A 24,302-nucleotide genomic window follows, 5' to 3' on the forward strand; every position below is an offset into this window, starting at 1 on the left:
GCTTTTCATATACCGAAACAGCGCGATTTTAAGAATGACTATCTTAGCCGCATTACTCGTGAGGGTTTCCTCTTTATACAAAACACATCTAATTCATGAGCTATTTTAATTATCTCCTTTTTTCTAATACTCATAAATTTGTCATTATCATTGAGTCCAGCTTGTCTACTATTCCTAACTTCCCGTATACCAGAGATGCCCGATTAAAAACGCGTTATGAGGTTATTCGCCTCTTTCTCGAAGTAAAAAATCGTACTGTTGTCGCTAAAACTACCCGCGTTAGCCGTCGACTGGTCAATGAGTGGGTTACTGCATACTTATCCGATGGAATTAAAGCGCTTGATATTAAAAAACAATCAGGTCGCCCTTGTGGCTTAACATTAAAACAAAAGTGCCAGCTTAAAGATTACATCTGTGCGCACGCAGTGAAAGAGGAAGGTGGGAGGCTGATAGGTGAAGATATACGCAAATACATTTACGATACATTTGGTGTCCAATACAAACTCAATAATGTCTACCGTTTGATGTGCGAGCTTAATCTTTCATGGATAACGTCTCGCTCTAAACATCCTAAACAGTCAATTGAGGCACAAGAAGACTTTAAAAAATTTCCATTATAATACGATCATCACAATTCCAGGCCACGTGGCCCTTGATAGAGTGGATGTGTGGTTTCAAGATGAAGCGCGATTTGGGCAACAAAATACCACCTCAAAAATTTGGGCTAAAAAAGGCACTAGGCCACGTGTTGTGAAGCAACAGCAATTTCTATCCACTCATATTTTTGGTGCAGTATGCCCCGCAACAGGGCAAACAGAGGCGATTATAGCCCCTTATTTGAGTAAGGATATAATGAAGCAACACTTACAACTCATTTCAGATGCTACGCCATGTGGACGGCACGCAGTGGTTATTGTTGATCGCGCAAGCTGGCATATGGGTAATGTTAATGAAGGGATTAAAAATGTGTCGGTGATACCGTTGCCTCCTTATTCACCAGAACTTAATCCGGTTGAGCAAGTATGGGCATGGATGCGAGACAGAGAGTTATCTAATCGTACTTTTTCAGATTATGACGACATTGTGGAGCAAGTAAGTAGAGCGTGAAATGTGTTTCGTTCAAATATTACTAATGTTAAGCATATGTGCTTTAGAGCATGGACAAATTAAATAGCATTGGTATTACTCAGCCATACGCGACCTCTGGAGGTCACGCTTTGCAAAAATATGAAGGCTACAGTATAACATTATGGGATAGAGCAATGCTGGCAAAACGTTTGGTTATTGAAACCATCGATAAATATCAACACGCTCCAGTTAAGGTAGACACTTCTTTAAGCGACTGTTTTTCATTTAACATTTACAATACACTAGCGTTGGCAACTTGGCCTTGGCTCAAATTCACTGGCCCTCAGTGGTAGCTGAATGACCTTGCCACAGCCCGGAGGCGCTTGTTTACCGGTTAGTTCGTCGATAAATGCCCAACGAATAGAAGGTGGACGTGTATCAGCGATTGCCTCTGGGTTGAGCGGTTTAAGGTAACGAATATAGGTTTCCAATGCGCCAACACTGCCCGTTAAGCCAGTACTTTTATTATCATCACGACCAAGCCATGCAACCGTTACTGTATTTTGATCAAAGCCTGCATACCAACTATCACGTAAGTCATTACTGGTGCCGGTTTTACCTGCAAGTTGAATCGACGGAAAGTGGGCATTTAAGCGTTTTGCAGTGCCATCTTTAGTCACCCGTTTCATGGCATATTTAGTCATATACACCGCGGCTTTATCAAAGCGCGGCGCTGAGCTGATATTATGCTGATAAAGCACACGCCCTACTGAGTCGGTTAATGCCGAAATAGATGTCAATTGACGATATTCGCCATCAGCCGCCAACGTGGTATAAAGCTGAGCAACTTCAAAGCTCGACATTTCAACAGCACCGAGCAGTAATGATGGATACTGTGATATTTGCTCTTTAGCGCCGAGTTTATTGAGTGTATCAGCGACTTTATCCACCCCAACATCTAGCCCCAAGTTCACCACTGGAATATTGATACTTTGACTAAACGCTTTATAAAGCGGTAGCGTGCCGCGATATTGATGATCAAAATTTTCTGGTTGCCACACTTTGCCTTGCTCATTAGTCACTTGCACTGGTGAGTCATCTAGCAGCGTCGCTAAATTATAGTGTGGTAAACCCAATGCAGTTAAATACACCGCGGGTTTAACCAATGATCCTATATTACGTTTTGTATCAAGAACGCGGTTAAATCCTAAGAAGCGAGGATCGCGTCCAGCCACCAGCGCAGATACCCCACCCTTTTCTACATTAACTGAGATCATCGCCGCTTCAAGCTGCTCTGTCGTGCTGCGTTTTTCAAGGTATGGTAGGCTTTTTTCAATTGCCTCTTCCATTGCTGCTTGTTTTTGTAGATCAAAATAAGTAAATACTCGCACGCCGGCATCAAGTACTTCTTGGTCCGGTAGTAATTTTTTCAACTCACGATCCACCAGCTCTAAATAACCTGGATATGATTTAGGCAAGCTGTCTTTCATTGGTGCAATATCGATTGGGCGTTTTAATGCAGCACGGTATTCGCGGGTATCAATTAATTTATTATCAACCATTAAGCGCAGCACTAAATCTCGGCGCTCCATAGTGCGCTCAGGGTAACGGCGCGGATTATAATATGAAGGGCCTTTAACCATAGCGACGAGTAACGCTATTTGATCGTACTCCAGCTCATCGACAGGCTTAGAAAAATAAAACTCGGAAGCTAAGCCCATACCATGCACACCTTGGTTATACGATTGGCCAAGATACACTTCGTTTAAGTAAGCTTCTAAGATTTGATCTTTTGAATAGCGATAATCTAAAATCAAGGCGATCAGCGCTTCGTTGAATTTACGGATCAGCGTACGATCACGGGTTAAATAGATATTTTTTGCCAACTGCTGCGTTAAGGTACTGCCACCTTGGACTGTTCGCCCAGCTTTTATATTGCTGTATAAAGCACGCATAATCGAGAAAACCGAAACCCCATGGTGCTGATAAAAATTCTGATCCTCAACCACTAACAGTGTATCTGTTAACATTGGTGGAAACTTATCCAGCGGCACAAACTCGCGGTCTTGTTTGGAATCATTACCAATACGCGCAATTTGCACTGGCTCTAATCGAGCGCTGTTTAAGCGTCTGCCAAATTTATCTTTAATGCTGGCAAGTTTTTGACCCGCAAAACGCAGTTCAATAACTTGTGCTTGCTCTAAACCATCATAAAACTCAAATTCACGACGGAAAATTTTAATACTATCGCCCGCTTTTACATATTGCCCTGTACGGCTGAGCTTATTCACCGAAGAATAATTTAACCTATCGAGTTCCCACACCACTTCTTGGCTAGATAAAAACTGGCCTGGGTAAAAACCCATTGCTCTGGCATAAACTTGTGCTGGCAGCTGCCATTTATTGCCTTCAAATTGACGGGTGATTTTGGCATCTAGATAGATTAAATATAAAGCCATGGCAATAATGCCAGCTAAGCTGAGCTTCCAAAAAATAGACCAAATCTTACGACCAATACCCCGTTTTTTTATATTTTTTGCTGGCGCCTTTTTAGTCGGTGCTTTTTTCACAGCCTTAGACGCAGTCGTTGAGGCTTTATTGGCCGGGCGTTTCGATGGAGTTTTACTAGAGCGGGAATCTTTTTTATCAGCCATTGACGTTGCTATTTATTTCCAGAGTTAAATTTACAGGTGCGAGCTTAGCATACACGCTAACACCTGCAAAATTAACCTTGACTGAAACTACTTAACCACAATACGAGTTAGCTAATTCTAACGAGTACACAACCACAGCGCGTGGATCATCGCAGGAATAAAGAAGATAAAGCATAAGATAATATTGATGATCAGGTCTTTACCTACTCCTGCTTTTAAGAATACCGCCACAGGAGGTAAAAAAATCGACAGAATGATCAAGAGTAATTTGTTATCCATAGTTTGCCCTTCAATTGTAATTAGTGTCATTTAAAGAATAGACACTAAATCATTATTTTCCTACCTGAATATTCTGAATTTTATCAATCAGTTTTACGTTTATTAGAAACCAAAAAAAGTCCTAATCGAAATTAGGACTTTGTTTTGAACACACAATGATTTTAAAAATTTTTACTTAGTTACTACGTACCGAAACAAACTCAGGGTAAGCATCAATACCACAATCGTGTTGATCCATGCCGTTTAGTTCTTCTTCTTCTGTTACGCGAATACCCATGGTTTTCTTCAGTATTCCCCACACGATAAGTGAGGCAATAAATACAAATCCTAAGATACATACTAAGCCGATTAACTGGTTAACTATCGTTGCTTCAGCATTTGATACTGGTACTAAAATAATACCTAAAATACCACATACACCATGCACTGAGATTGCACCAACTGGGTCATCAATTTTAATTTTGTCTAGCGCAACAATGCTAAATACCACTAATGAGCCACCTAAAATACCGAGTAAACAAGCTAATAAAGGTGATGGTGATAATGGGTCAGCAGTGATAACGACCAAACCTGCAAGTGCACCGTTAAGTACCATAGTTAAATCAGCTTTACCCCATAACACTTTACAGACGAATAGTGCTGCAATTGCACCCGTTGCTGCAGCAGCGTTGGTGTTAAGTAGAATTTGACCAACCGCAGTAGCATTTTCAGCATCAGAGATAAGTAACTGTGAGCCGCCGTTAAAGCCGAACCAACCCATCCACAGAATAAATGTACCGAGTGTAGCCAGTGGTAAGTTAGAACCTGGAATTGGGTAGATCTCACCATTTTTACCGTATTTACCTTTACGAGCACCTAGCATTAATACACCAGCCAGTGCAGCAGCAGCGCCTGTGCCGTGAACAATAGCAGAGCCTGCAAAGTCAACAAAGCCCATTTCAGATAAGAAGCCACCGCCCCATGTCCAGTAGCCTTCAACTGGGTAAATAAAGCCAGTTAATACCACGGCAAAAGCAAGGAAAGCCCATAACTTCATACGTTCCGCAACCGCACCCGATACAATCGACATAGCCGTTGCTACGAATACCACTTGGAAGAAGAAGTCTGATTCTAAAGAATGATTTGCATCAGCAGCTTGAGTGCCAATTAGGGCACCAAGCGAAGGCACTAAGCCACCTTCAGCATTGTCTACATACATAATGTTGTAGCCAACCAATAAGAACATGGTACATGCGATAGCATAAAGCGCCACGTTCTTGGTTAAAATTTCAGTGGTATTTTTTGAACGAACTAAGCCCGCTTCTAACATGGCAAAACCAGCCGCCATCCACATCACTAAAATACCCGATATTAAAAAGTAAAATGTATCTAACGAAAACTTGAGTTCAACTATCGTGTTTTCCATAAAGCCCCCTTAAATTGCTTCTTCATCTAATTCACCCGTACGAATACGGACAATTTGATCTAAGTCGTAAACGAAAATTTTGCCGTCGCCAATCTTGCCTGTTGAAGCAATTTTGGTAATGGTCTCAACGACCCTTTGACAATTTTCGGTACGAGTAGCAATCTCAAGTTTGATTTTTGGAATAAAATCAACTTGATATTCAGCTCCACGGTACAGCTCTGTATGACCGCGTTGACGACCAAAACCTTTGACGTCAACAACCGTCATTCCCTCAATGCCTAAATCAGCCAGCGCTTCACGCACATCATCTAATTTGAATGGCTTTATTATTGCACTAATCATTTTCATAGTGGCCCCCTTCGGACGCTTATTGTTATCCTGTTTGCTAAGATAATCCAACCTTTGTGCCACTATTTTAAATAATTAAAAAACAACTAGTTACATAATAAAAATAAATTACCGATATAAAAAATGCACCATATAGGTGCATTTTTTTAACATCTTAACTGTGCTGGTGCAGCAGCCTAATTTTGCCTTACCACACAGTCGCGATTTTGCTCTTTCGCTTGATACAGCGCTTTATCCGCTAACCGCATGGCACTGGTTAAAGTCACATTTTGGAATTTGGTTAAACCAATGCTCACTGTAATTGCAAATGCATGACCATCTATCACAAAGTCATACTCTGATAACCTAACTCTAAACGCATCTAGCAACGAATAAGCTTGATCTAATCCTACATCAGCTAACACAATCGCAAATTCTTCACCGCCAACCCGGGCAACCGTATAACCTTTAAATGAACTGCGTAGTAACGACGCTACTTGCTTTAGTGCCTGATCCCCCGCTTCATGACCAAATTTATCATTAATCGTTTTAAAGAAATCAATATCAAGTAACGCTAAGCTATTATTGCGCGATGTTTCTTTTAATAGTTTTTCGGCAAATTGGTAAAAATAGCGGCGATTATAAAGGTTAGTTAAATCATCACGAAAAGCACTCTCTTTAATATCTGCGATAAGAGAAAGCTGCTCCATGGTTTGCAATACACGACAATGGAACTCTTCATTCATAAAAGGTTTTGTTAAAAAGTCATTTGCACCAAATTTGATAAACCGAGCAGATAAACCATGTTTACCCGCACCAGATAAACCGATAATTGCTAAATCATCACGACCACGAATATTGCGCACCGCTTTGACAAGCTCAAAACCATCCATAGTCGGCATCGCATAATCAGTCAGCAATAGTTTAATCTCTGGATCACTTTTTAGTATTTGTAACGCTTGTTCACCATCATGCGCATCTTGCACATCAAACAACTGCTTTTCGAGCATTTGTCTCATTAATGAACGACTTAATAAAGAGTCATCGGCGATCAAAGCCTTACAACCTTGATTGCGTAATAATTGCGCCACTAATTTAATTGCATAATGATAAGAGTCACGATTATCTTTTATTACATAATCAACCACCCCAAGCTCTAATATTTGCTGACGTTTATATTCATCAATAGTAGATGTGAGCACCACAGTAGGAATTTCGTGCTCTAGGGTGTATTTAACTACTTCACCATTCATCGCATCAGGCAGTGTTAAATCAACTAAGGCCAGTGTGTACTGATGTTTTGCAATAAACTCTTTGCCCTGTGCCAGTGACCAAGCAAAATCAATTGCAACATCAAGATAATGAGCCGATAAGTGTCGCAATACTTGCTGGACAACTTTACTATCTTCAACTACTAACACTCTTTGCATATATCTTCTCAACACGACAGCGGACATTGCCGAAATAAATTATTTACGAATAAAGTAAGAACTAAGTATGAAATATACCTTATTATTGCCTTGAGCAAAATATCTTGCTGCAAATATAAGCATAAAAGCACAGTGCTTCTCTTACAGATAATATTATTGTCTACCTCCTACCGATTAATATTGGCGTCTAGTCTCATTCTCTTTGTTATTTGCATAAAAATTATCTTTAATAGGTTAACAATTGTTTAAAGGATCCACCATGAAGCTTATCAGTATCATTAGTTTCTCACTGGCTGTACTTACTTTAAGTGTCAGTACCACCAGTTATGCAGAAAACCAACGTCGCATTGATGTTGACAGCAAAGTTATCACAGAGCATAAAGCGCGTATCAATGGCGAGCGTTTTTCATATACAGCAACCACAGGCACGCAGCCGGTGTGGGATGACAAAGGCGATGCTATTGCGACCTTACAGTACACCTATTATACCCGCGATAAAGTGGACGATAGAACGAAGCGCCCATTGCTGATCTCATTTAATGGCGGCCCAGGCTCTGCTTCAGTATGGATGCACATTGCCTATACTGGCCCACGGGTGTTAAAAATTGATGACGAAGGCTATCCTATTCAACCTTATGGTATAAAAGACAATCCTTATTCAGTGCTTGATGTTGCCGACATCGTTTACGTTAACCCAGTCAATACCGGTTATTCTCGCATCCTTGAAAACGACAAAGGCGAACTGCCAAGTAAAGATGCACAACAAAAAATGTTTTTTGGTGTTAATGCCGACATAAAATATTTAGCCGAATGGTTAAATACCTTTGTGTCACGCAACGAGCGCTGGCGTTCACCTAAGTTTTTAATTGGCGAAAGCTATGGCACAACCCGTGTGTCAGGGCTTGCTCATGAGCTGCAAAACCGCCAATGGATGTACGTTAATGGTGTGGTGTTAGTGTCTCCGACTGACATTGGGATCAAACGTGAAGGCCCTGTAGAAGCCGCTAACCGCCTCCCTTACTTTGCAGCAACAGCTTGGTATCACAAAGCACTTAGTCCAGCACTGCAAGCAAAAGATTTAGACGAGTTACTCCCTGAGGTAGAAGAATTCACAGTTAACAAATTATTGCCCGCTATCGCCAAAGGCGGCTTTCTTGGCGCTGACGAAAAACAAGCCATCATCAAACAAATGGCTTTATATGCCGGTGTATCTGAAAAGTTTGTTGCACAAAACAACCTCGATATTCCAAATAACTTTTTCTGGAAAGAGTTACTGCGTGAACGTGGCCAAACTGTAGGCCGTTTAGATTCTCGCTACTTAGGTATTGATAAACGTGATGCGGGCGAATCTCCTGATTACTGGGCTGAGCTTACGTCATGGCTACACTCATTTACACCGGCGATTAATCACTATTTACGTGATGAACTAAACTATAAAACAGATGTTAAATATAACTTGTTTGGCAATGTGCACCCATGGGACCGTACAAATAATAACACCGGTGAAAATTTACGTTTAGCTATGGCGCAAAACCCTTACCTCAATGTGATGATCCAATCAGGTTATTTTGATGGCGCAACCAATTACTTTGATGCCAAGTACACTATGTGGCAACTGGATCCAAGCAGCAAAATGCGTGAGCGCTTGAGCTTTAAAGGCTACCGCAGTGGTCATATGATGTATTTACGTCATGCTGATCTAGAAAGCTCAAACAATGATTTACGAGATTTCATTTTAAAATCATTACCTAAAGAAGGTGAAGCTGCAAAATATTAAACATTGCGCAGGCTCATTTAGTTAAAAAAGCCCGTTTATTACGGGCTTTTTTTCGCAACATGTAAACGTTTAGGTATATACTCAAACCATTGATTTTACGTTTTGGAAAACAAAAATGGCAGAAAACTTCCGTGTTATGTTTGCAGGTCTTGCGCAAAATACTGACCAAGCACACGCGATCAGCCAATTGGCAACTAAACTAAAAGCCCCCACAGCAAAAGTGGCCGCTTTTTTTGACAACAAGCCATTATTTGCCCCTTGTGAAAAAGAAAAAGCGCTAAAACAAGCAAAATTACTTGCTAGTGTCGGCGTCATAAGTAAGCTGCAACCGGTTGAAACAAGCACAGCTAGCAGCACAGTTGCCAGCGATAATGAAACATCAAGCCAGCGCGATGAACGAATTTTTAACGCCCTTGATTACATCACTAGCAGCTTAATTCGTATCGAAGAAAAACTCGATGACTTAGAGCAGCGCCTACCCACTACCCAACAACAAGCAAATGCTGATGAAGACGAGGATTGGCAAAATGATGACCTGCTACTGGACGAAGAATTAACCACCCCAATTAAAAAGCGCAGTAACGTGTTGTTGTTTTCTCTAATTGCAATGGTGGTTATCTTGCTCGTGCTATTGGGATTATCGTTTGCATTTCCTGATTTATTCAGTGTTTAGGACAACTAACAGGTACGCCAAAAATAATAATGAGTGAAAAAAGAGCACAGATCCGCCAACAAATCCGTAAAGCACGTAATTTACTGTCAAAATCTGAGCAAGAAATTGCGGCAAAATCACTTAAAGTGAATTTTACTCAACACTTAAAACAACAAAAAAAGACCCAAAACGCCCATATAGGCATTTATTTTAGCAATGACGCAGAACTTGATACCTCATTGTTAATAAAAGATCTTTGGAGTAAAAATCACCATCTTTACCTACCGGTTATCCACCCCTTTAATGGCACTACTTTGTACTTTCAGCGCTATGAAGAAAATTCACCCATGAAGCCAAACCGCTATGGTATCTTGGAGCCCAAGTTAAATTGTAGTCAGATATGCCCACTTGCGGAGCTTGATTATCTGCTGATGCCATTAGTGGCATTTGATGATAACGGCAACCGATTAGGGATGGGGGGTGGTTTTTATGATAAAACACTGGCGCGCTACGAACAAGAAAACTGGCAAAAACCACAACTGATTGGCCTTGCACATCAATGCCAGCATGTTAAAAGTTTACCGGTTGAATCGTGGGACGTACCATTAAATTACATAATCACACCGCAGAAAATCTACCATTGGTAAGCATTTTATTTATATACTAATGGCAATCTCTCTCACCTATTGAGCATATAACAATGACACAAGATGAATTAAAAAAAGCAGCAGCTTGGGCTGCACTCGAATTTGTAAAAGAAGGCACCATAGTAGGTGTGGGTACCGGTTCAACGGTAAACCACTTTATTGATGCCTTAGGCTCGGTAAAAGACACCATTGTCGGTGCTGTTTCGAGCTCAGATGCTTCAACCGAAAAGCTTAAAGCACTCGGCATTGAAGTCTATGAATTAAACGATGTTGATAGCCTAGATGTCTACATTGATGGCGCCGATGAGATCAACGCACTGAACGAAATGATCAAAGGCGGTGGCGCGGCATTGACCCGCGAAAAAATCGTCTCAGCAGTGGCTAAACAATTTATTTGTATTGTTGATGAAACAAAAATAGTGGACACCTTAGGTGAATTTCCACTGCCGGTAGAAGTTATTCCTATGGCACGCAGTTATGTTGCCCGTGAATTACTAAAACTAGGCGGCGACCCGGTTTATCGTCAAGGTGTAGTGACAGACAATGGCAACGTTATTTTAGACGTACATAACTTGTCTATCAGCCAAGCAAAAGATTTAGAGCTGACAATTAACCAAATTGTTGGCGTAGTAACCAATGGCTTATTTGCCCAGCGTGGCGCAGATAAAGTGATTATCGGTACCAAAAATGGGCCGCAAATTAGATAAATAGGATGAGGATATGAGTAAGGTATCGTTAGCAAAAGACAAAATTAAAATCCTTTTGCTTGAAGGTGTGCATCAAAGTGCTGTTGAAACGCTAAAACGCAACGGCTACAGCAATATTGATTATGTAAAAACCTCATTACCTGAGGACGAACTACTTGAGCGCATCAAAGATGTGCACTTTGTAGGCCTGCGTTCTCGCACTCATATTACCGAAGCGGTATTAGATGCCGCTGAAAAACTGGTCGCTGTTGGCTGCTTTTGTATCGGCACTAATCAAGTTGATTTAAACGCAGCTCGTGAACGCGGCATTGCGGTTTTCAACGCACCATTTTCTAACACCCGCTCTGTTGCTGAGCTAGTACTGGGTGAGATTTTACTATTGTTCCGTGGTATTCCAGAGCGTAACGCTATTGCTCACCGCGGCGGTTGGTTAAAAACAGCCAATGGCTCGTTTGAAGCCCGTGGTAAAACGCTAGGTATTATTGGTTACGGCCACATTGGTACGCAGCTAGGTATCATGGCTGAAAACATCGGTATGAACGTTGAGTTTTACGATATTGAAGACAAGCTAACTCTAGGTAATGCCACCCAAGTGCATAACCTAACGCAGCTACTGCAACGCGCTGATGTTATCAGCTTACATGTGCCTGAAACACCGCAAACTAAAAACCTCATTGGTAGCGCGGAAATTTCAGTGATGAAGCAAGGTGCAATTTTGATCAACGCCTCACGCGGCACTGTGGTTGATATTGACGCCCTAGCAGAAGCACTACGTGATAAAAAAATCAGCGGCGCTGCCATCGACGTATTCCCCGTTGAACCAAAATCAAACGACGAAGAATTTATCTCACCACTGCGCGAATTCGACAACGTCATTTTAACGCCGCACATCGGTGGTTCAACCCAAGAAGCGCAAGAAAATATTGGTATTGAAGTAGCGGGTAAACTAGCTAAATACTCAGACAACGGCTCAACGATTACTGCTGTTAACTTCCCTGAAGTATCACTACCAGAGCTTGCTAACCGTAGCCGTTTATTGCACGTACACCACAACCGCCCAGGCGTGTTAACTCAAATTAACCAAGCGTTTGCTCAGCATGGCATCAACATCGCCGCACAGTACTTACAAACCGACGAAGCGATTGGTTATGTAGTTATCGACGTAGATACTGATCACTCAGAAGTCGCACTAAAAGAGTTAAGTGCGGTGGAAGGCACTATTAGAGCGCGTATTCTTCACTAATAGCGGTCAGCGGTCAGCGGTCAGCGGTCAGCGGTCAGCGGTCAGCGGTCAGCGGTCAGCGGTCAGCGGTCAGCGGTCAGCGGTCAGCGGTCAGCGGTCAGCGGTCAGAAATAATAAAAGCCGTGCTTGTTAAGTCAAGCACGGCTTTTATTTTGAGTAAGATAAATGTTATTTTGCAAAGCGCAGTGTAGGCTCTGCTCAATTAAAGCCTTTTAATCGTTGTGTCCCAGCTACCCGAAAAGGATATGGGAAAAACCTGGCTGCAATGAGATCGCAATAAGAGTGCCTCACTATGTGTTTGCCGTAAGCTACTTGCTGAACTGGTGCATCGACAGACGAAGTAAACGAATTTGCTTATTGAATTAGAGTTGATTTAGAATTGACCGTCACTGTATAAAAACGGTCAAAGAAAATACTAGTGCCTATTGACAGAGTTAAGGCTCATATGTGTTAAGTTGCACCCACTCAGCAAGTTGCAGCATTTTGTGCACAAGTTTTCTTTATACCTAACTCTTCGTGAAAATGCGTTGTGACACTAAAAGTTAATACAAAAATAATAAAACCCAACAACCAGCAATTACACTCTTTTAGTTTAAATTTACCACGCCAAAAAGCTGTTATAAAAATGACGAAATTTCTAAAAGTGAAGATAAATGTGATAAGTAGGAACACAAAAATGATAATTCCAGCTGTACTCATAATTTTCCAGTGCACCTAACGAGCCTTTAGAATTACTCGTTTTTAATTTATTTTTATTGATGCATTAACCATAGCCGAGTTCCTATTTTGATTCAATCGACAACTGACTTTCGCGTAAAATATAAAAAGGATTTGCTGTTGCTTTAATTGGCGTTTTGCAAGGTATTACAGGTGTTTGAGTGCATGCTTTGAGGTGATAAGGGCTTACCTTTATTAGTGTATCTTGCTTTGCAGCTTTTCTATATTATGAACTAAGCAATACAATTGCCATTGGGCATAGCGGGAATAAAATAGCTTGCCGTAAAATTAGCGAAGAATGAGCAAAAAACCAACTATTTTTTGTCCGTCTAATTGCCTTGATATGTTTCGGGGATTATAATAAGACCTAAATAGAGACCACTTTAAAGTACCGAGCAACGTATGACTAGTAGAATATTAACTGAAGCTGTGGCAAGTATTAGTGAATTAAAAGCTAATCCAATGAAAGTTGCTATGAGCGCAGACGGTGATGCTATTGCTGTTTTAAATAGAAATGAACCTGCTTTTTATTGCATACCAGCAGAGACTTATGAATTTATGATGGATCACATAGAAGATCTTGAGCTATTGAGTATTGCTGAGTCTAGAAAAAATGAAGAGACCATAAAAGTTAGTTTAAATGACCTATGAGTTAGAATTTAAAAAGACAGCGCTGAAAGAATGGAAGAAGCTTGGTTTTACAATACAACAGCAGTTTAAAAAGAAACTAGGAGAAGTTTTAGAAAACCCACATATCCAAAGTGCTAAACTATCAGGCGCCAATGAACTGTACAAAATTAAATTAAGACAAGCTGGCTATCGCCTAGTGTACGAAGTAAACGACTCTATCATTACCGTCACTGTGATTTCAGTAGGAAAGCGTGACAAAGGAAAAGTCTACAAAGTTGCAATGAAACGCACAAGCTAGAGAAACATAACGAGCCTGTAGAATAACTCGTTTTTAATTTATTTTTATTGATGTATTAACCATAGCCGAGTTCCTATTTTGATTCAATCGACAACTGACTTTCACATAAAATACAAAAAGAGGGTTGGCTGTTATTTAAATTGGCGTTTTACAAGTATTTTACGCATGCTAATTAGTCTTCAAGTTAATCTCATTTACTTCTCATTCCCTGCTCTTTGTGCAAAAGATCTTTAACTGAATTATTCACAAAGAGGTTAAGAGGCGCTGCGCTTAAGAGCTAACGGTGGATTTAGATCATTGGCTCCGCCGTAGGATAAGAATGTGCTACTGGTTATTAGGGTATAACACGCACTAAAGTACGCAGTTTAATGAAATTGGGTGTTAGTGAACGACTCGCCATAGCATGTGGTATCACCAGTACCAAAAGTAGGCGCTTGGAAGCGAAGGCCCTTGTCGAAGCTCAAAAACAAAAGGAATTAACATTGCGCTAGGCAATGACTATTTAGCGTCACAAGGCTTAGTGTCATTGAGAGATATTTGGATCAATATTCATTACGGGAGGTGAACCGACCATTGCACTTCCTGTTAATAAAAAAGCGCATGATGGATGGTGTGGGGCTGGAGGAGACTCAGGCTACCCGATTACATTTCGGCTACTTAATCCCGAAGGCCGCAACGATAAGGGCGATAGCTACGCCGATGAAAACGCGGCCCCACCATGTTTCATGCCACGCGGGGTCGTTGTTGGTTGCGTTGCTGATAACAACGTCGACAGTCGCATTCTCCGCTACCGTTTCCAAACCAGCCTCTTTGCGCATTTCTCGTAAATTAATCTCTTTTTCAATTTCAGATTTCAGCTCATAAAACTTAGCTCTTAACGCTCTATGGTCTGAAATAAATAGAGCGCAAATTCCGATTATGACCATCGGAGGAACGATGACTTTATAAAGTTCCAAAATTTCCCGGCCTTCGAAAGGTGCAGCCGGTATCGATTTCCAGAGACTACTGATCGGAAATATCCATGTCGTGTTTACCACCCAGCTCATTGCAGAATGAATACTGAGAGCGATACTGACATTACTTCCCTCTGTCCAAAGGTAAAGGCCTTTGACAACGGTCATCAAAAAATAGACAACTGCCAAAAAAATGATCAAATAGGATAGGAGAGATCTCCTTCTCGTCTTCTTAAGTTTTTCCTTCAGCTTCAACTCATACTCCTAGGTTCGACAGAAAATGTAACGCCGCCAGCAGTGGCAGGCAAAGCGCTCAGCGGTTTGACTGTCCCTCTGACTGGCTTTGTTAAATTAATACTCTACAAGAGCCCAGTATTTATTAGAGCCTGTTTCTATAACTCGTATCACATTGACACTAACCCCAGCTGACACGTTATCAATGACAGAATATAATCTATAAAATGGAAACGTTGGGTAGCCTGATCTTACATTTAGGGTTGACCTAGTTAAAAGTGTTCCTTTAATACCACTTACGTTGTTAACCTGTAAATTAGTTGGCCCATTTGGCTGTCCTGAACTATTAAAATATCCAACATAAACCCAGCCCTGGCTTTTAACTCCATCGAGTCTTTCCGATTTATCCTCCATGTTATTATTAGTTATCGTAACATCGCCGATTTCCTCTTGTTCAAATTTCCTTATTGCAACCACTTGAGCGGTTAGCTGGATCGAATTATCGTTATGCAATAACGTTTTTATATTTTGAACAGCTTCTAACGCTCGCTGTAGGTTTTCTGTGTCTAATTTAGAGATTTTTGGTGTATATGTATCAACACCTTTTCCATGTATTCCTTGGATAGTAAATAATAAACTTCCTTTTGCATCTGAAGTTTCTGCGGCTGCAGCCACAGCAAATAAGTCTGATAAATTTATTCCCGCTTCACTAGTACTAATATGAGCAACTATTCTTGCTCCCACACCAACTTTATGGTCCTCCCCCTCTATTGCAGCACCTTCGGCGTCCACAGGCTTCGCATTAAGAAATCTTACCCATTGGGATACGATTTCGTATTTTCCACCCTCTGCACTTACGCCGCTATTCCCATACCCAAATTTTGCTGAATATTTTCTGTCAGCAATAGAAACATAGTCTTCACTGTTTGGAAGGTTATCCAGCCAGCATTTTTTCCTTTTATCGAGGTCGGACGAAAAGCAATTGTCATCCAAATCGACAGTGTAATCACTTTCATCAAAAGTGAATGGCTGAACTGGCTGAAAAGCACCAGTATATAAATTTTTATCTAATTCTCTTTCTAAATCAGAGGAAACTGGCTTTTTTTGTAGCAAGCCACACCCACTAAGAGCAAGAGTAAGAAAAACCAGTAGAATTGTATTTTTCATCAGATTCCTCCTTAATTTATTGTAATTTAACGTCTTATTGAACACCACTTTGGGGGATTATAACACCCCAAAACGGCGTATATTACATGGCTCCATAATTCCACTAAATAACTCCAATGTAAACAGACAATTACGTATGTTATAAAATTACCTCAGCTAAAATACACCAAAACGACTTTTAATTATGTTATTGGACAAAACACACTTCACTGTCTATATACGGCTATGTTGTACTTCGGTGTTGGTGAACTATATTCAATATACTGAAACCTAATAACGGTAGGTGCAACATGGCTTCCAAGCAGTTTCAAAATATACTACATCACATTGCCAACTTAAATTACGCTCAACTTAAAAAGCTTCGCCACGAAGTTGAATCAAATATTGCCACTAACCAAGTAGGTCAAGCCATTGCCGACCATGAAAAATCAATATCTCATTGCGCTCATTGTGATTCACATAATCTAAATCGTTGGGGAATGACAAAGCAAGGAATTCAGCGCTTTAAGTGTAAATCATGCAACAAAACATTTAATGCACTTGCAGACTCACCACTTTACCGAATGAAAAAGGCTGAGAAGTGGATCGAATATACCAAATTGATGTGGGAAGGCGTATCCCTTAGAAAATCAGCTAAAGCTTTGAATATAACACTTAGAACGTCATTTCGTTGGCGACATATGTTTATTAAAGCCCCTGCCAGCTTTAATCCTTCAGTACTAACGGGTGTTATTGAAGCTGATGAAACATTTTTACCAGAATCTTTTAAAGGTAAGAGGGTTATTAACCGTAAGTCACGTAAACGTGGTGGTGGAAAAATCGGAAAAGTTCCTATTTTCATTGCTCTTGATCGTAGTGGTGTTATATCTCACAAGGTTTTAGAGCGAAATACAAAAGAAAATATTCAAGCACAATTGAAGCCTTTATTATCATCAGGCTCAGTGCTTTGTACTGATGGAAACTTATCGTATAAAGGTATTGCTAAAGAACTCGATATTGACCATAAACGCTTGATTGGGTTGGATAACCAAAGAGTGGTAGAAGGTATTTACCATATCCAAACACTTAATAATTATATGATGCGCTGGAAGGCATGGTTAAGACGTTTTAATGGCATTGGTACAGACTACATTGAGAACTATTTAAGCTGGTTTAGGTTTATGGAAGATAACACTGAGTATTCAGATCAAACATGGATAAAAGAGGCATTATGATATGAATTTTCAATACCCACACTTAACTACAACACAGCCCTATATACACAGTATCCGTATAAAATTTAAATATCACCTATGAAATCTCTTTTTCTAAACATGATTCAAGAGCATATGTATAGCAAGCGCTATGCTAAGAGTACCGTTGAGGCTTATCTTTTTTGGATAGCTGCCTATATTCGCTTGAATAATATGCAACATCCAAGCTCTTTGGGAGACACTCAAGTGGAATTATATTTAAACCATTTAGTCAACTCACAAAATGTAGCGCAAGGCACACAAGACAAGCACAGGCGTTGAATGCGCTTAGTTTGCTCCTCTCAGCATTCGATTTCGTTGCTCTCAATCACAACCTACAGCGTTAAATTTAACACCGAACTGCTCTGGTTTTTCCTAGCACCTAACGCCTAAAACCTAGTCCCTCAAGCAAACAAAAAAAGCGCGAGCTATACTCGCGCTTTCAACTAACTCAAAACTGTATTTTGTCTTCAACTTACCGCTTAAGACTTACGACTTATAGCTCTACGAGCTATTCGCCCTTGGCTTTAAGATTAATAAACTCGGCCAGTTCTTCTGGTTGTCCCATGAGGGTGAAGATCTGTTGGTTAATTTCGGTCATGGTTTGCCCTGCTGGCAAGCTTGCTGAGACAGTTAATGAGCTTAAACCTTGGGTGAAGTTTTTAATCGCTTCACCCAGCTCTTCGCTGACTGGTGCTTGTTGTAACTGCATGTCGACCATTTGCTGCATTTGCTCTAGCGTCATGCCTTGCTTTTCAAGGGCTTGCTCTACTAACGCTTTAAATTTGCCTTCATTGTTTAAGGCTATTTCAATGCTGCGCGGTTCAAGCTCTGAAAGTGCTTCCATCATGATGGTTTGTTGCTGTAGCTGCTGCTCTAAAGTTGGCTGTTGAGCGCCTAATTCTTGCTGCATTTTACTGAGCGTCAGTGAAGCATTCATTAGTGCGGTTGATTTAGCTAAACCTAAGTTAAACTTAAGGGCAACAATTTTATTGGCATTAAGGTCGAAGGCAATATCGCTATCCCCTGATTTTTCATCGTAGTTCATCAAGGTGTGTAAATCGTAGCTGGCTGAGGCAAGGTTATTGTTAGCATCATCTGGTAGCTGTGCTAAAAAATGCTCGCTAAAGGTAAAGTTTTTAATTGTCAGCTCGGTACGTGGCGCAATTTTATCAGTTTCGTATCCTGATACTTCAATACTCGCAATATTTGCCACTGCTTGCTGATCAAAGTCTGTGATCACCATATTAGATATTTCTACGCTTTGGCCAAATACGCTCGCCGAAATATCTTCATAACTGGCTGTCACACCCATTTGTTGGTTCATCAGTGCCAACTGACGATCAACTTCTACTTTTACTTCTTGTGTTAGTGCATGGTTTGCGTAGCTAACACCACCGATAGCTGCAGCAACAACTACGGCAACAATTGCGAGTTTTTTCATTTTATTTCCTTATTACTATTCTATTTACAGCCAAGCTGATTATGGCCATGCTTTAATGACTTAATACTAAAAATTTGTCTAAGCGTATCATTCAATAATAGCTTTGATAAGACCTAGCATAAGTAAGTGCAAATTGATGTGTACTTTTTGAGTATGGTTAATTAATTAAACTTAATAGCTCATGTACCGTTTTAACTGGGGTGATTTTAGCGCCTAGCCCTTCCATTGATTTATGGTAGTTACGAAATGGAATAAAAATTTCGGTAAAACCATGCTGTGCGGCTTCTTTAACGCGTGGCACACCACTGTCGATTGGCCGTACGTCACCGTTTAAACTCAGCTCGCCCATTATGCAGGTAGTGCGTGGCACCACAAACTCATTTAAGCTACTGAGTAAGGCCGTCACTAGCGCTAAATCGATGCAGGTTTCGGTTTCATCAATTCTCAGCCCACCAACAATATTAAAAAACGTATCGTGGAAGATTTTGGTTTTAGTGTGCTTGCGTAAAATGCCAGTCAACATTTTTATCCGGTTCATGTTTAAACCCACACACACCCGCTGTGGAAATTCAGCTTCGGTTTCGGTAGTTAAACATTGAATTTCGAGTAATAAATTACGATTACCTTTGCGAATACAGGTAATCGTGGAACCTGGAGAATCGGTGCTCGAGCCCGATAAAAAGATCTCACTTGGGTTATCCACACTGAGCATACCGCGTTCGCACATTCTAAAAATGCCCACGGTATCAATGTCACCAAAGCGGTTTTTATTGGCGCGTAAGGTACGTATTTGCCCATCGTTAGTGTCAATATGTAATAACGCATCAACTATATGCACTAAGGTTTGCGGCCCCGCAATTTCATTATTTTTATTTACGTGGGCAATGATAAACATAGTGACGTCGTTTTGCTTACAATACTGAGTCAACGCTTGCGCGGCACTTTTAACTTGTGACGGTGAACCTGGGCTGCCGTTTGCGGTATCGGTTACCACGGCTTGAATAGAGTCGATTACTGCAAACTTGATGCTATTTTTTTCCAGCTCTTCGATAATGGTTTCAACACTGGTTTCTGATAACAAATACAGTTCATCTGGGTTGTAATCGAGTTTTAAGCGATTAACACGGTTTTTGAATTGCGATAACGATTCTTCTGCGGTGCAGTAAAGTGATGGCATACGCTGTGACATACGCGCGACTAAATCCGATAATAACGTGGTTTTGCCCGCTCCGGGATCGCCGGAAATAATATTCACCGAGCCGGTAGTCACGCCACCAGATAACACCCGATCAAGTTCACCAATACCGGTGAGTTGTTTTTCTGCTTCGGTGGTTGTGATGTCGTTAATTTTTTTCGAGCCACCGCCCACTCCGCCCGCATAACCGCCAACCACACTACGCGTTGCTGCTTTTTTAGTTTGCCCTGCCGAGGACTTAAATTCGGCTAAGGTATTCCATGCGCCGCAGCGACACTGTCCTTGCCAGCGTTGGTAGTTCATACCACATTCGGTACAAACAAACTCTATTTTTGCCGCTTTTGCCATTAACTTTGCCTATATTCGTCGTTTTGAAATTATTTAGGTTAATACTAGTTGCCATGCCGTGCTCGGTTGTCGAATATTGACCTTGCCAACTAGGCAAATCAACGCCACAATCAAATTATATAAAAACGTTATTTACTTTATATTTAGGGCATACTTTTTGCTTAATCTTTCCTGCTTGGGCTTTTTGATCCTAAAACTAAAGTAATGAGCCATTAATTTGGCAATTCCATAATAATAAAAACGAAAGACGGTAGCTCATTACATTCACTATGCTGCAAACCAGCACCCAAGAGAGTGTATAAATACTCACGCAGTATACCAACTTTTTAGAATAGACGGTGATGGTTTTATAAATGACTGAAGACATTCTACTGAAATACGAAAGTTTAGTTGACGAACTTAAATCGTATTTAGGTAATGCCAAATTTGACACGATCTTTAAATCGAAAACGGCAGGGTTAACAAAACCCGAGCAGTTTTTGATCAAGATGGAAATGTCACGCCTATCGCAACCAATTGCTCGCTTTATTGATTTACGTGGCCAAGTAACTGGCCAAGTAAAGCCTTATGAGTATGAAGGCAAACAACACTTTATGGATGAAACCGCCATTGCGGTATTTGAACAAGCCATAAAACGCCACGGTGGTTATACCCTTGCGGTGTATGAAGCAGTAATGAATACCGATAACAACCATCGCGTAATGCAAAAAAAAGCCGCCCAACAAGCTCAACAGCCTGAGCAACAAAATGAACAAAAATTAGATTGCCAGGTGATTAAATTTGCTTCTTATGAAAGTCGCCGTGAAGAGCGGATGAACTATTCAATCAAAATCACGGTAGAATTGAGCAAAGACAACACCATTGCAGCAACCACCTCGGATATTTCTTTAAGTGGCGCAAAAATAAAGCTCTCATCACGCTATCAAGTCAAAAAAAAGCAGTTATTAGGGCTGCGCCTAGTAGGACTTGAGCAAGATTTTGAACTGGGTTTGAAAAACGGTATTCAATATGAAGTTGTTGCCGTTGAAAAAATATCTGCGGAATTTAATCATATTCGCTTAAAACGTACTTTTATCGAAAATAACGCAAAATTTGATGAGTTTTTAGAAAGCTTTATTCATGGTAATAAACGCCGCTATAAAGTGAATTTAGATAACACCTTAGATGCCGTTGTCTCAAAAGGCTATGAACAGTATTATATTCCTCGCGTTACATCATTGTTCACCTTTTTTAGCCTGCAAAATGACAAGCTCTACCCGAGTTTAGTGCTGACCACTGAAAATAATATTTTTATTCAGCGTTATTTTTGTGATGAGCGTAAGCTATCGTGTTTATACACCATTTTAAATCAACAACGCTTAAGTCAGCTATTAAGTGATCCGGCGCAAGTTAAGGAAGAGTATTTATACACCTTTACCCATGTGGTAGCAGGTAAAATATATTACTATTCAGCAACACGTACAGAGCTGACTACGGAGCCACAATTAAGCGCGTTATTTTTTGGTTTTGGTAGTCAAAAAGACAGCTGGCAATGCTTTAAAGTGCAGTTAATGCCAAGCCATCCAGAAGACTCATTTATTCCACTAAGCTTACCGAATACCGCTGGCAAAGATATTGAAAAACTCAATAAGCCACCTTCGCCTCGCGTGCAAGGAATGATCAAAGACGTAAAATATTTGCTGATTTTAACCGCGATTGGCACCGCCGCCGAACAGGCTCATTATCAAAGTTTTAGTTACGATAAAAGCATCATTAACCAGTTAAAGCGCTTTGGTCACGGTAAACATAAAACCCCACCAAAACTTGAAACGGTTGATTTAGAATACGTAAACCTGCGCTCACATAAGCGTTACTTGTATAAAACTGATACGCAAATAAAAACTAAAGAGGGTCAAGAATATAGCGCTCATAGTCGTGATTTTTCAGTAATGGGATTACAAATTGAATGCGACCAACCGGTTACGTTGCAAAAAGGTGATATTGTTGAATTAAGCTTACCTGAGCTGCAAAAAATAACCAAAAAGCATGATCTTAGTAAATTAAAATACGAAGTAATGGCAGTCAGTAAGTCATTAACCACCATCAATTTCAAAGCCTCTAGAATTGCTGACAACCCGCATGAAGGGGTGACGTTTTTCACTCAGTTAATTGAAAATAATAAAGATAAATTGAAAGTATCTGAAGAAGCACCAAAAGTGCCAGGGCTATCAACGGCACTTAGAAATATGGTCACTAAAAGTGTTTGCCAATTTCCGTTTTATTTACATAAAGAGGCGGCGCATTTTAAAACCGGTGCAATCGGCCAAGGGTTATACTCAAGCCCATTGCATATTATTTTACAAAATTATGGTTTGCTTAATGAAACCACCAGCATTGATGCGTTTTTAACACCGGAGCAAATTAACGAGGTTATTACACCACAAATAAAAGACCGTAGCCGCCAAGATCCGCCGTTGCCTTTCACATTATTTATTCGTTTTGATCCAAAAAAGTCAACCATCGAAGACGCAGTAAAAAGCAAATGCAGTGCGACTGACGATTATGCCCCTCAGCTACTCTTTTTAAAGAAAGGGTTAAAGTCTGAATTGCTATTTATAATGCGTGTTTATATTTCGCGTACTGGCCGCCCTGATACAGATTACTTAGCTAACGAGCTAAAATACGTAAGCCAATATGCGTTACATAAAGCCAAAGATCTTGAAGAAGCACTGTGGTCAGTCACTGGCGTTGGTGACATGGTTGATATCACCGATGAAACGCTTAGTCATTTAGACTTTCCAGCGGAACTGGTAGAGCAAATGAATAAGCGTAAACAGATTTGGTTAAAACGGCTCAGTTAATTACTCTGCCATTGGAATAGTTAATAAATACAACAGCTGTAATAACGAGCCTTGGCAAATGGCAGCTTGGGCTTGTTCAACCACTTTAGCTTTACCGTGTACCGCAACACCGAGTCCTGCCGCCGCCATCATGGTTAAGTCATTAGCGCCATCGCCGATTGCCACGGTTTGTTGCATTGGCAAACTTAACCGTTGCTGTAAGTTACGCAGCACCACCGCTTTTTGCTCGGCATCGACAATTCTGCCAAGTACTTTACCGGTTAGTTTTGCATCTTTAAACTCTAACACATTGGCATGGACTTCATCTAAATCAATGAGCTGCTGCACTTGCTCGGCAAATGGCACAAAACCACCCGAAGCAATGGCTAAGTACCAATTATGCTGCTTTAATACTTGGCATAACTCTTTAACGCCGGGCATTAATGGCAAACTGCTTTTTAGCTCATCAATTAAGCTTTGTTCAATTCCCTCAAGCTTAGCAACGCGTTGATGCAAGCTCTCACTAAAATCTAACTTACCGGCCATCGCTTGGGCGGTCACCGCAGCGACATCATCATAAACATCCGCAAGACGAGCAATTTCGTCAATACATTCAATGGTAATGGCGGTTGAGTCCATATCCATCACCAATAGCCCTGGATTAGTGAGACTCGGAGGCTTACTGACTTGTACAAGCTGAAAACCGTGCGGATGAGCAAATTCATTCAGTAACAGAGGATTGATGCTAGCTTTTGCGGTATCACTGTAAAAACACAATGCAGGGGTTAAGTTTGGATCAGGCTGATAACGGCATATTGCAGTAACTGTAAATTGCTGTTGCGCTAAAAACTGCACAATATTCGTTAATTGCTGGCCATTAAAATCCCCAGTAAAAGCAATACTAAACATCCCTTGCGGATCGCTAGGTAAGCTCACTTGCTCTACTAAGGTATCTTGATAGTGATACCATTTACCTAACGACAACTGCATTGACAATTGCTCTGATGAAAGGCTCGCAATGCGCTCCAATGTCATGATAACTCCAAAAATGATACTAATGTCTCCCCGGTAAAATA

At 40.7% G+C, this 24,302-nt stretch carries 20 protein-coding genes and 2 pseudogenes; 12 read left to right on the forward strand and 10 right to left on the reverse strand.

Features of this window, described 5'->3' with window-relative positions; genetic code table 11:
• Positions 1 to 161 precede the first annotated feature (161 nt).
• A pseudogene (locus ACMVDV_RS09510) lies at positions 162 to 1,104 on the forward strand (IS630 family transposase); the annotation flags it as partial.
• A gap of 266 nt (positions 1,105 to 1,370) precedes the next feature.
• Here ACMVDV_RS09510 and mrcB read toward each other — a convergent pair.
• The 5 genes from mrcB to ACMVDV_RS09535 all read right to left on the reverse strand — a co-directional run bounded on the left by mrcB (position 1,371) and on the right by ACMVDV_RS09535 (position 7,163).
• Positions 1,371 to 3,722 carry a penicillin-binding protein 1B gene (mrcB, locus tag ACMVDV_RS09515; RefSeq protein ID WP_416157952.1) on the reverse strand — a complete coding sequence of 784 codons (2,352 nt, stop codon included), beginning with the start codon at positions 3,720 to 3,722 and terminating at the stop codon, positions 1,371 to 1,373.
• 117 nt (positions 3,723 to 3,839) lie between these two features.
• Positions 3,840 to 4,001, reverse strand: a complete 162-nt coding sequence (locus ACMVDV_RS09520; RefSeq protein WP_084448088.1) for a YqaE/Pmp3 family membrane protein — start codon at positions 3,999 to 4,001, stop codon at positions 3,840 to 3,842.
• A 175-nt stretch (positions 4,002 to 4,176) separates the two neighbouring features.
• Positions 4,177 to 5,406, reverse strand: a complete 1,230-nt coding sequence (locus ACMVDV_RS09525) for an ammonium transporter (protein ID WP_304179063.1) — start codon at positions 5,404 to 5,406, stop codon at positions 4,177 to 4,179.
• A 9-nt stretch (positions 5,407 to 5,415) separates the two neighbouring features.
• On the reverse strand, positions 5,416 to 5,754 hold the full coding sequence (locus ACMVDV_RS09530) for a P-II family nitrogen regulator (protein WP_016708666.1): 339 nt from the start codon (positions 5,752 to 5,754) through the stop codon (positions 5,416 to 5,418).
• 176 nt (positions 5,755 to 5,930) lie between these two features.
• Positions 5,931 to 7,163: a diguanylate cyclase gene (locus ACMVDV_RS09535; RefSeq protein WP_416157953.1), complete on the reverse strand. Its 1,233-nt coding sequence runs from the start codon at positions 7,161 to 7,163 to the stop codon at positions 5,931 to 5,933.
• 259 nt (positions 7,164 to 7,422) lie between these two features.
• On the opposite strand from ACMVDV_RS09535, the gene ACMVDV_RS09540 reads away from it, so the two are divergent.
• The 8 genes and pseudogenes from ACMVDV_RS09540 to ACMVDV_RS09575 form a co-directional block, all read left to right on the forward strand.
• Positions 7,423 to 8,940, forward strand: coding sequence for a S10 family peptidase (locus ACMVDV_RS09540; protein WP_304179058.1), 1,518 nt, complete (start codon positions 7,423 to 7,425; stop codon positions 8,938 to 8,940).
• 115 nt (positions 8,941 to 9,055) lie between these two features.
• Positions 9,056 to 9,613: a hypothetical protein gene (locus ACMVDV_RS09545; RefSeq protein WP_416157954.1), complete on the forward strand. Its 558-nt coding sequence runs from the start codon at positions 9,056 to 9,058 to the stop codon at positions 9,611 to 9,613.
• Between the two features lie 29 nt (positions 9,614 to 9,642).
• Positions 9,643 to 10,239, forward strand: a complete 597-nt coding sequence (locus ACMVDV_RS09550) for a 5-formyltetrahydrofolate cyclo-ligase (protein ID WP_416157955.1) — start codon at positions 9,643 to 9,645, stop codon at positions 10,237 to 10,239.
• Between the two features lie 53 nt (positions 10,240 to 10,292).
• Entirely contained in the window at positions 10,293 to 10,946 is a 654-nt protein-coding gene (gene rpiA, locus ACMVDV_RS09555) for a ribose-5-phosphate isomerase RpiA (protein WP_416157956.1), read from the forward strand.
• A gap of 13 nt (positions 10,947 to 10,959) precedes the next feature.
• Positions 10,960 to 12,189, forward strand: coding sequence for a phosphoglycerate dehydrogenase (serA, locus tag ACMVDV_RS09560; RefSeq protein ID WP_192541507.1), 1,230 nt, complete (start codon positions 10,960 to 10,962; stop codon positions 12,187 to 12,189).
• Between the two features lie 1,119 nt (positions 12,190 to 13,308).
• Positions 13,309 to 13,557: a type II toxin-antitoxin system Phd/YefM family antitoxin gene (locus ACMVDV_RS09565; RefSeq protein ID WP_416157957.1), complete on the forward strand. Its 249-nt coding sequence runs from the start codon at positions 13,309 to 13,311 to the stop codon at positions 13,555 to 13,557.
• Positions 13,547 to 13,834 carry a type II toxin-antitoxin system RelE family toxin gene (locus ACMVDV_RS09570; protein WP_416157958.1) on the forward strand — a complete coding sequence of 96 codons (288 nt, stop codon included), beginning with the start codon at positions 13,547 to 13,549 and terminating at the stop codon, positions 13,832 to 13,834. Before ACMVDV_RS09565 ends, ACMVDV_RS09570 begins: the two co-directional genes overlap by 11 nt.
• A gap of 283 nt (positions 13,835 to 14,117) precedes the next feature.
• Positions 14,118 to 14,399 (forward strand): annotated as a pseudogene (locus ACMVDV_RS09575) (group II intron reverse transcriptase/maturase); the annotation flags it as partial.
• Positions 14,400 to 14,487: 88 nt separating this feature from the next.
• On the opposite strand, the gene ACMVDV_RS09580 reads toward ACMVDV_RS09575, so the two are convergent.
• Both ACMVDV_RS09580 and ACMVDV_RS09585 read right to left on the reverse strand, forming a co-directional pair.
• Positions 14,488 to 15,042, reverse strand: a complete 555-nt coding sequence (locus ACMVDV_RS09580) for a hypothetical protein (RefSeq protein ID WP_416157959.1) — start codon at positions 15,040 to 15,042, stop codon at positions 14,488 to 14,490.
• 96 nt (positions 15,043 to 15,138) lie between these two features.
• Positions 15,139 to 16,188, reverse strand: a complete 1,050-nt coding sequence (locus tag ACMVDV_RS09585; RefSeq protein WP_416157960.1) for a hypothetical protein — start codon at positions 16,186 to 16,188, stop codon at positions 15,139 to 15,141.
• A 290-nt stretch (positions 16,189 to 16,478) separates the two neighbouring features.
• On the opposite strand from ACMVDV_RS09585, the gene ACMVDV_RS09590 reads away from it, so the two are divergent.
• Complete coding sequence (locus tag ACMVDV_RS09590; RefSeq protein WP_416157961.1) at positions 16,479 to 17,402, forward strand: IS1595 family transposase; 924 nt, start codon at positions 16,479 to 16,481, stop codon at positions 17,400 to 17,402.
• 114 nt (positions 17,403 to 17,516) lie between these two features.
• A complete protein-coding gene (locus ACMVDV_RS09595) occupies positions 17,517 to 17,702 on the forward strand; it encodes a site-specific integrase (protein WP_416159079.1) in 186 nt (61 codons plus the stop codon).
• 229 nt (positions 17,703 to 17,931) lie between these two features.
• Here the strand turns inward: ACMVDV_RS09595 and ACMVDV_RS09600 are convergent, their stop codons facing one another.
• Entirely contained in the window at positions 17,932 to 18,864 is a 933-nt protein-coding gene (locus ACMVDV_RS09600) for a hypothetical protein (protein WP_416157962.1), read from the reverse strand.
• Between the two features lie 157 nt (positions 18,865 to 19,021).
• Positions 19,022 to 20,407 (reverse strand): DNA repair protein RadA, encoded by a 1,386-nt coding sequence (gene radA, locus ACMVDV_RS09605; protein WP_416157963.1) that lies wholly within the window; start codon positions 20,405 to 20,407, stop codon positions 19,022 to 19,024.
• A 353-nt stretch (positions 20,408 to 20,760) separates the two neighbouring features.
• On the opposite strand from radA, the gene ACMVDV_RS09610 reads away from it, so the two are divergent.
• Complete coding sequence (locus tag ACMVDV_RS09610; RefSeq protein WP_416157964.1) at positions 20,761 to 23,247, forward strand: PilZ domain-containing protein; 2,487 nt, start codon at positions 20,761 to 20,763, stop codon at positions 23,245 to 23,247.
• Here ACMVDV_RS09610 and serB read toward each other — a convergent pair whose 3' ends face one another.
• Entirely contained in the window at positions 23,248 to 24,261 is a 1,014-nt protein-coding gene (serB, locus tag ACMVDV_RS09615) for a phosphoserine phosphatase SerB (protein WP_416157965.1), read from the reverse strand.
• Between the last annotated feature and the right edge of the window lie 41 nt (positions 24,262 to 24,302).

This window comes from Pseudoalteromonas sp. ASV78, from assembly GCF_047806705.1.
In the GTDB taxonomy this organism is placed as follows: domain Bacteria; phylum Pseudomonadota; class Gammaproteobacteria; order Enterobacterales; family Alteromonadaceae; genus Pseudoalteromonas; species Pseudoalteromonas prydzensis_A.

Excerpts from the sequence above, each read along its gene's own strand:
- mrcB (WP_416157952.1), bottom strand. The coding sequence starts at position 3,722 with ATGGCTGATAAAAAAGATTCCCGCTCTAGTAAAACTCCATCGAAACGC.
- ACMVDV_RS09540 (WP_304179058.1), top strand. The coding sequence starts at position 7,423 with ATGAAGCTTATCAGTATCATTAGTTTCTCACTGGCTGTACTTACTTTA.
- ACMVDV_RS09570 (WP_416157958.1), top strand. The coding sequence starts at position 13,547 with ATGACCTATGAGTTAGAATTTAAAAAGACAGCGCTGAAAGAATGGAAG.
- ACMVDV_RS09525 (WP_304179063.1), bottom strand. The coding sequence starts at position 5,406 with ATGGAAAACACGATAGTTGAACTCAAGTTTTCGTTAGATACATTTTAC.
- ACMVDV_RS09595 (WP_416159079.1), top strand. The coding sequence starts at position 17,517 with ATGTATAGCAAGCGCTATGCTAAGAGTACCGTTGAGGCTTATCTTTTT.
- ACMVDV_RS09610 (WP_416157964.1), top strand. The coding sequence starts at position 20,761 with ATGACTGAAGACATTCTACTGAAATACGAAAGTTTAGTTGACGAACTT.
- ACMVDV_RS09550 (WP_416157955.1), top strand. The coding sequence starts at position 9,643 with ATGAGTGAAAAAAGAGCACAGATCCGCCAACAAATCCGTAAAGCACGT.
- ACMVDV_RS09530 (WP_016708666.1), bottom strand. The coding sequence starts at position 5,754 with ATGAAAATGATTAGTGCAATAATAAAGCCATTCAAATTAGATGATGTG.
- serA (WP_192541507.1), top strand. The coding sequence starts at position 10,960 with ATGAGTAAGGTATCGTTAGCAAAAGACAAAATTAAAATCCTTTTGCTT.
- ACMVDV_RS09545 (WP_416157954.1), top strand. The coding sequence starts at position 9,056 with ATGGCAGAAAACTTCCGTGTTATGTTTGCAGGTCTTGCGCAAAATACT.
- ACMVDV_RS09565 (WP_416157957.1), top strand. The coding sequence starts at position 13,309 with ATGACTAGTAGAATATTAACTGAAGCTGTGGCAAGTATTAGTGAATTA.
- ACMVDV_RS09520 (WP_084448088.1), bottom strand. The coding sequence starts at position 4,001 with ATGGATAACAAATTACTCTTGATCATTCTGTCGATTTTTTTACCTCCT.
- rpiA (WP_416157956.1), top strand. The coding sequence starts at position 10,293 with ATGACACAAGATGAATTAAAAAAAGCAGCAGCTTGGGCTGCACTCGAA.
- ACMVDV_RS09585 (WP_416157960.1), bottom strand. The coding sequence starts at position 16,188 with ATGAAAAATACAATTCTACTGGTTTTTCTTACTCTTGCTCTTAGTGGG.
- ACMVDV_RS09600 (WP_416157962.1), bottom strand. The coding sequence starts at position 18,864 with ATGAAAAAACTCGCAATTGTTGCCGTAGTTGTTGCTGCAGCTATCGGT.
- radA (WP_416157963.1), bottom strand. The coding sequence starts at position 20,407 with ATGGCAAAAGCGGCAAAAATAGAGTTTGTTTGTACCGAATGTGGTATG.
- ACMVDV_RS09590 (WP_416157961.1), top strand. The coding sequence starts at position 16,479 with ATGGCTTCCAAGCAGTTTCAAAATATACTACATCACATTGCCAACTTA.
- serB (WP_416157965.1), bottom strand. The coding sequence starts at position 24,261 with ATGACATTGGAGCGCATTGCGAGCCTTTCATCAGAGCAATTGTCAATG.
- ACMVDV_RS09535 (WP_416157953.1), bottom strand. The coding sequence starts at position 7,163 with ATGCAAAGAGTGTTAGTAGTTGAAGATAGTAAAGTTGTCCAGCAAGTA.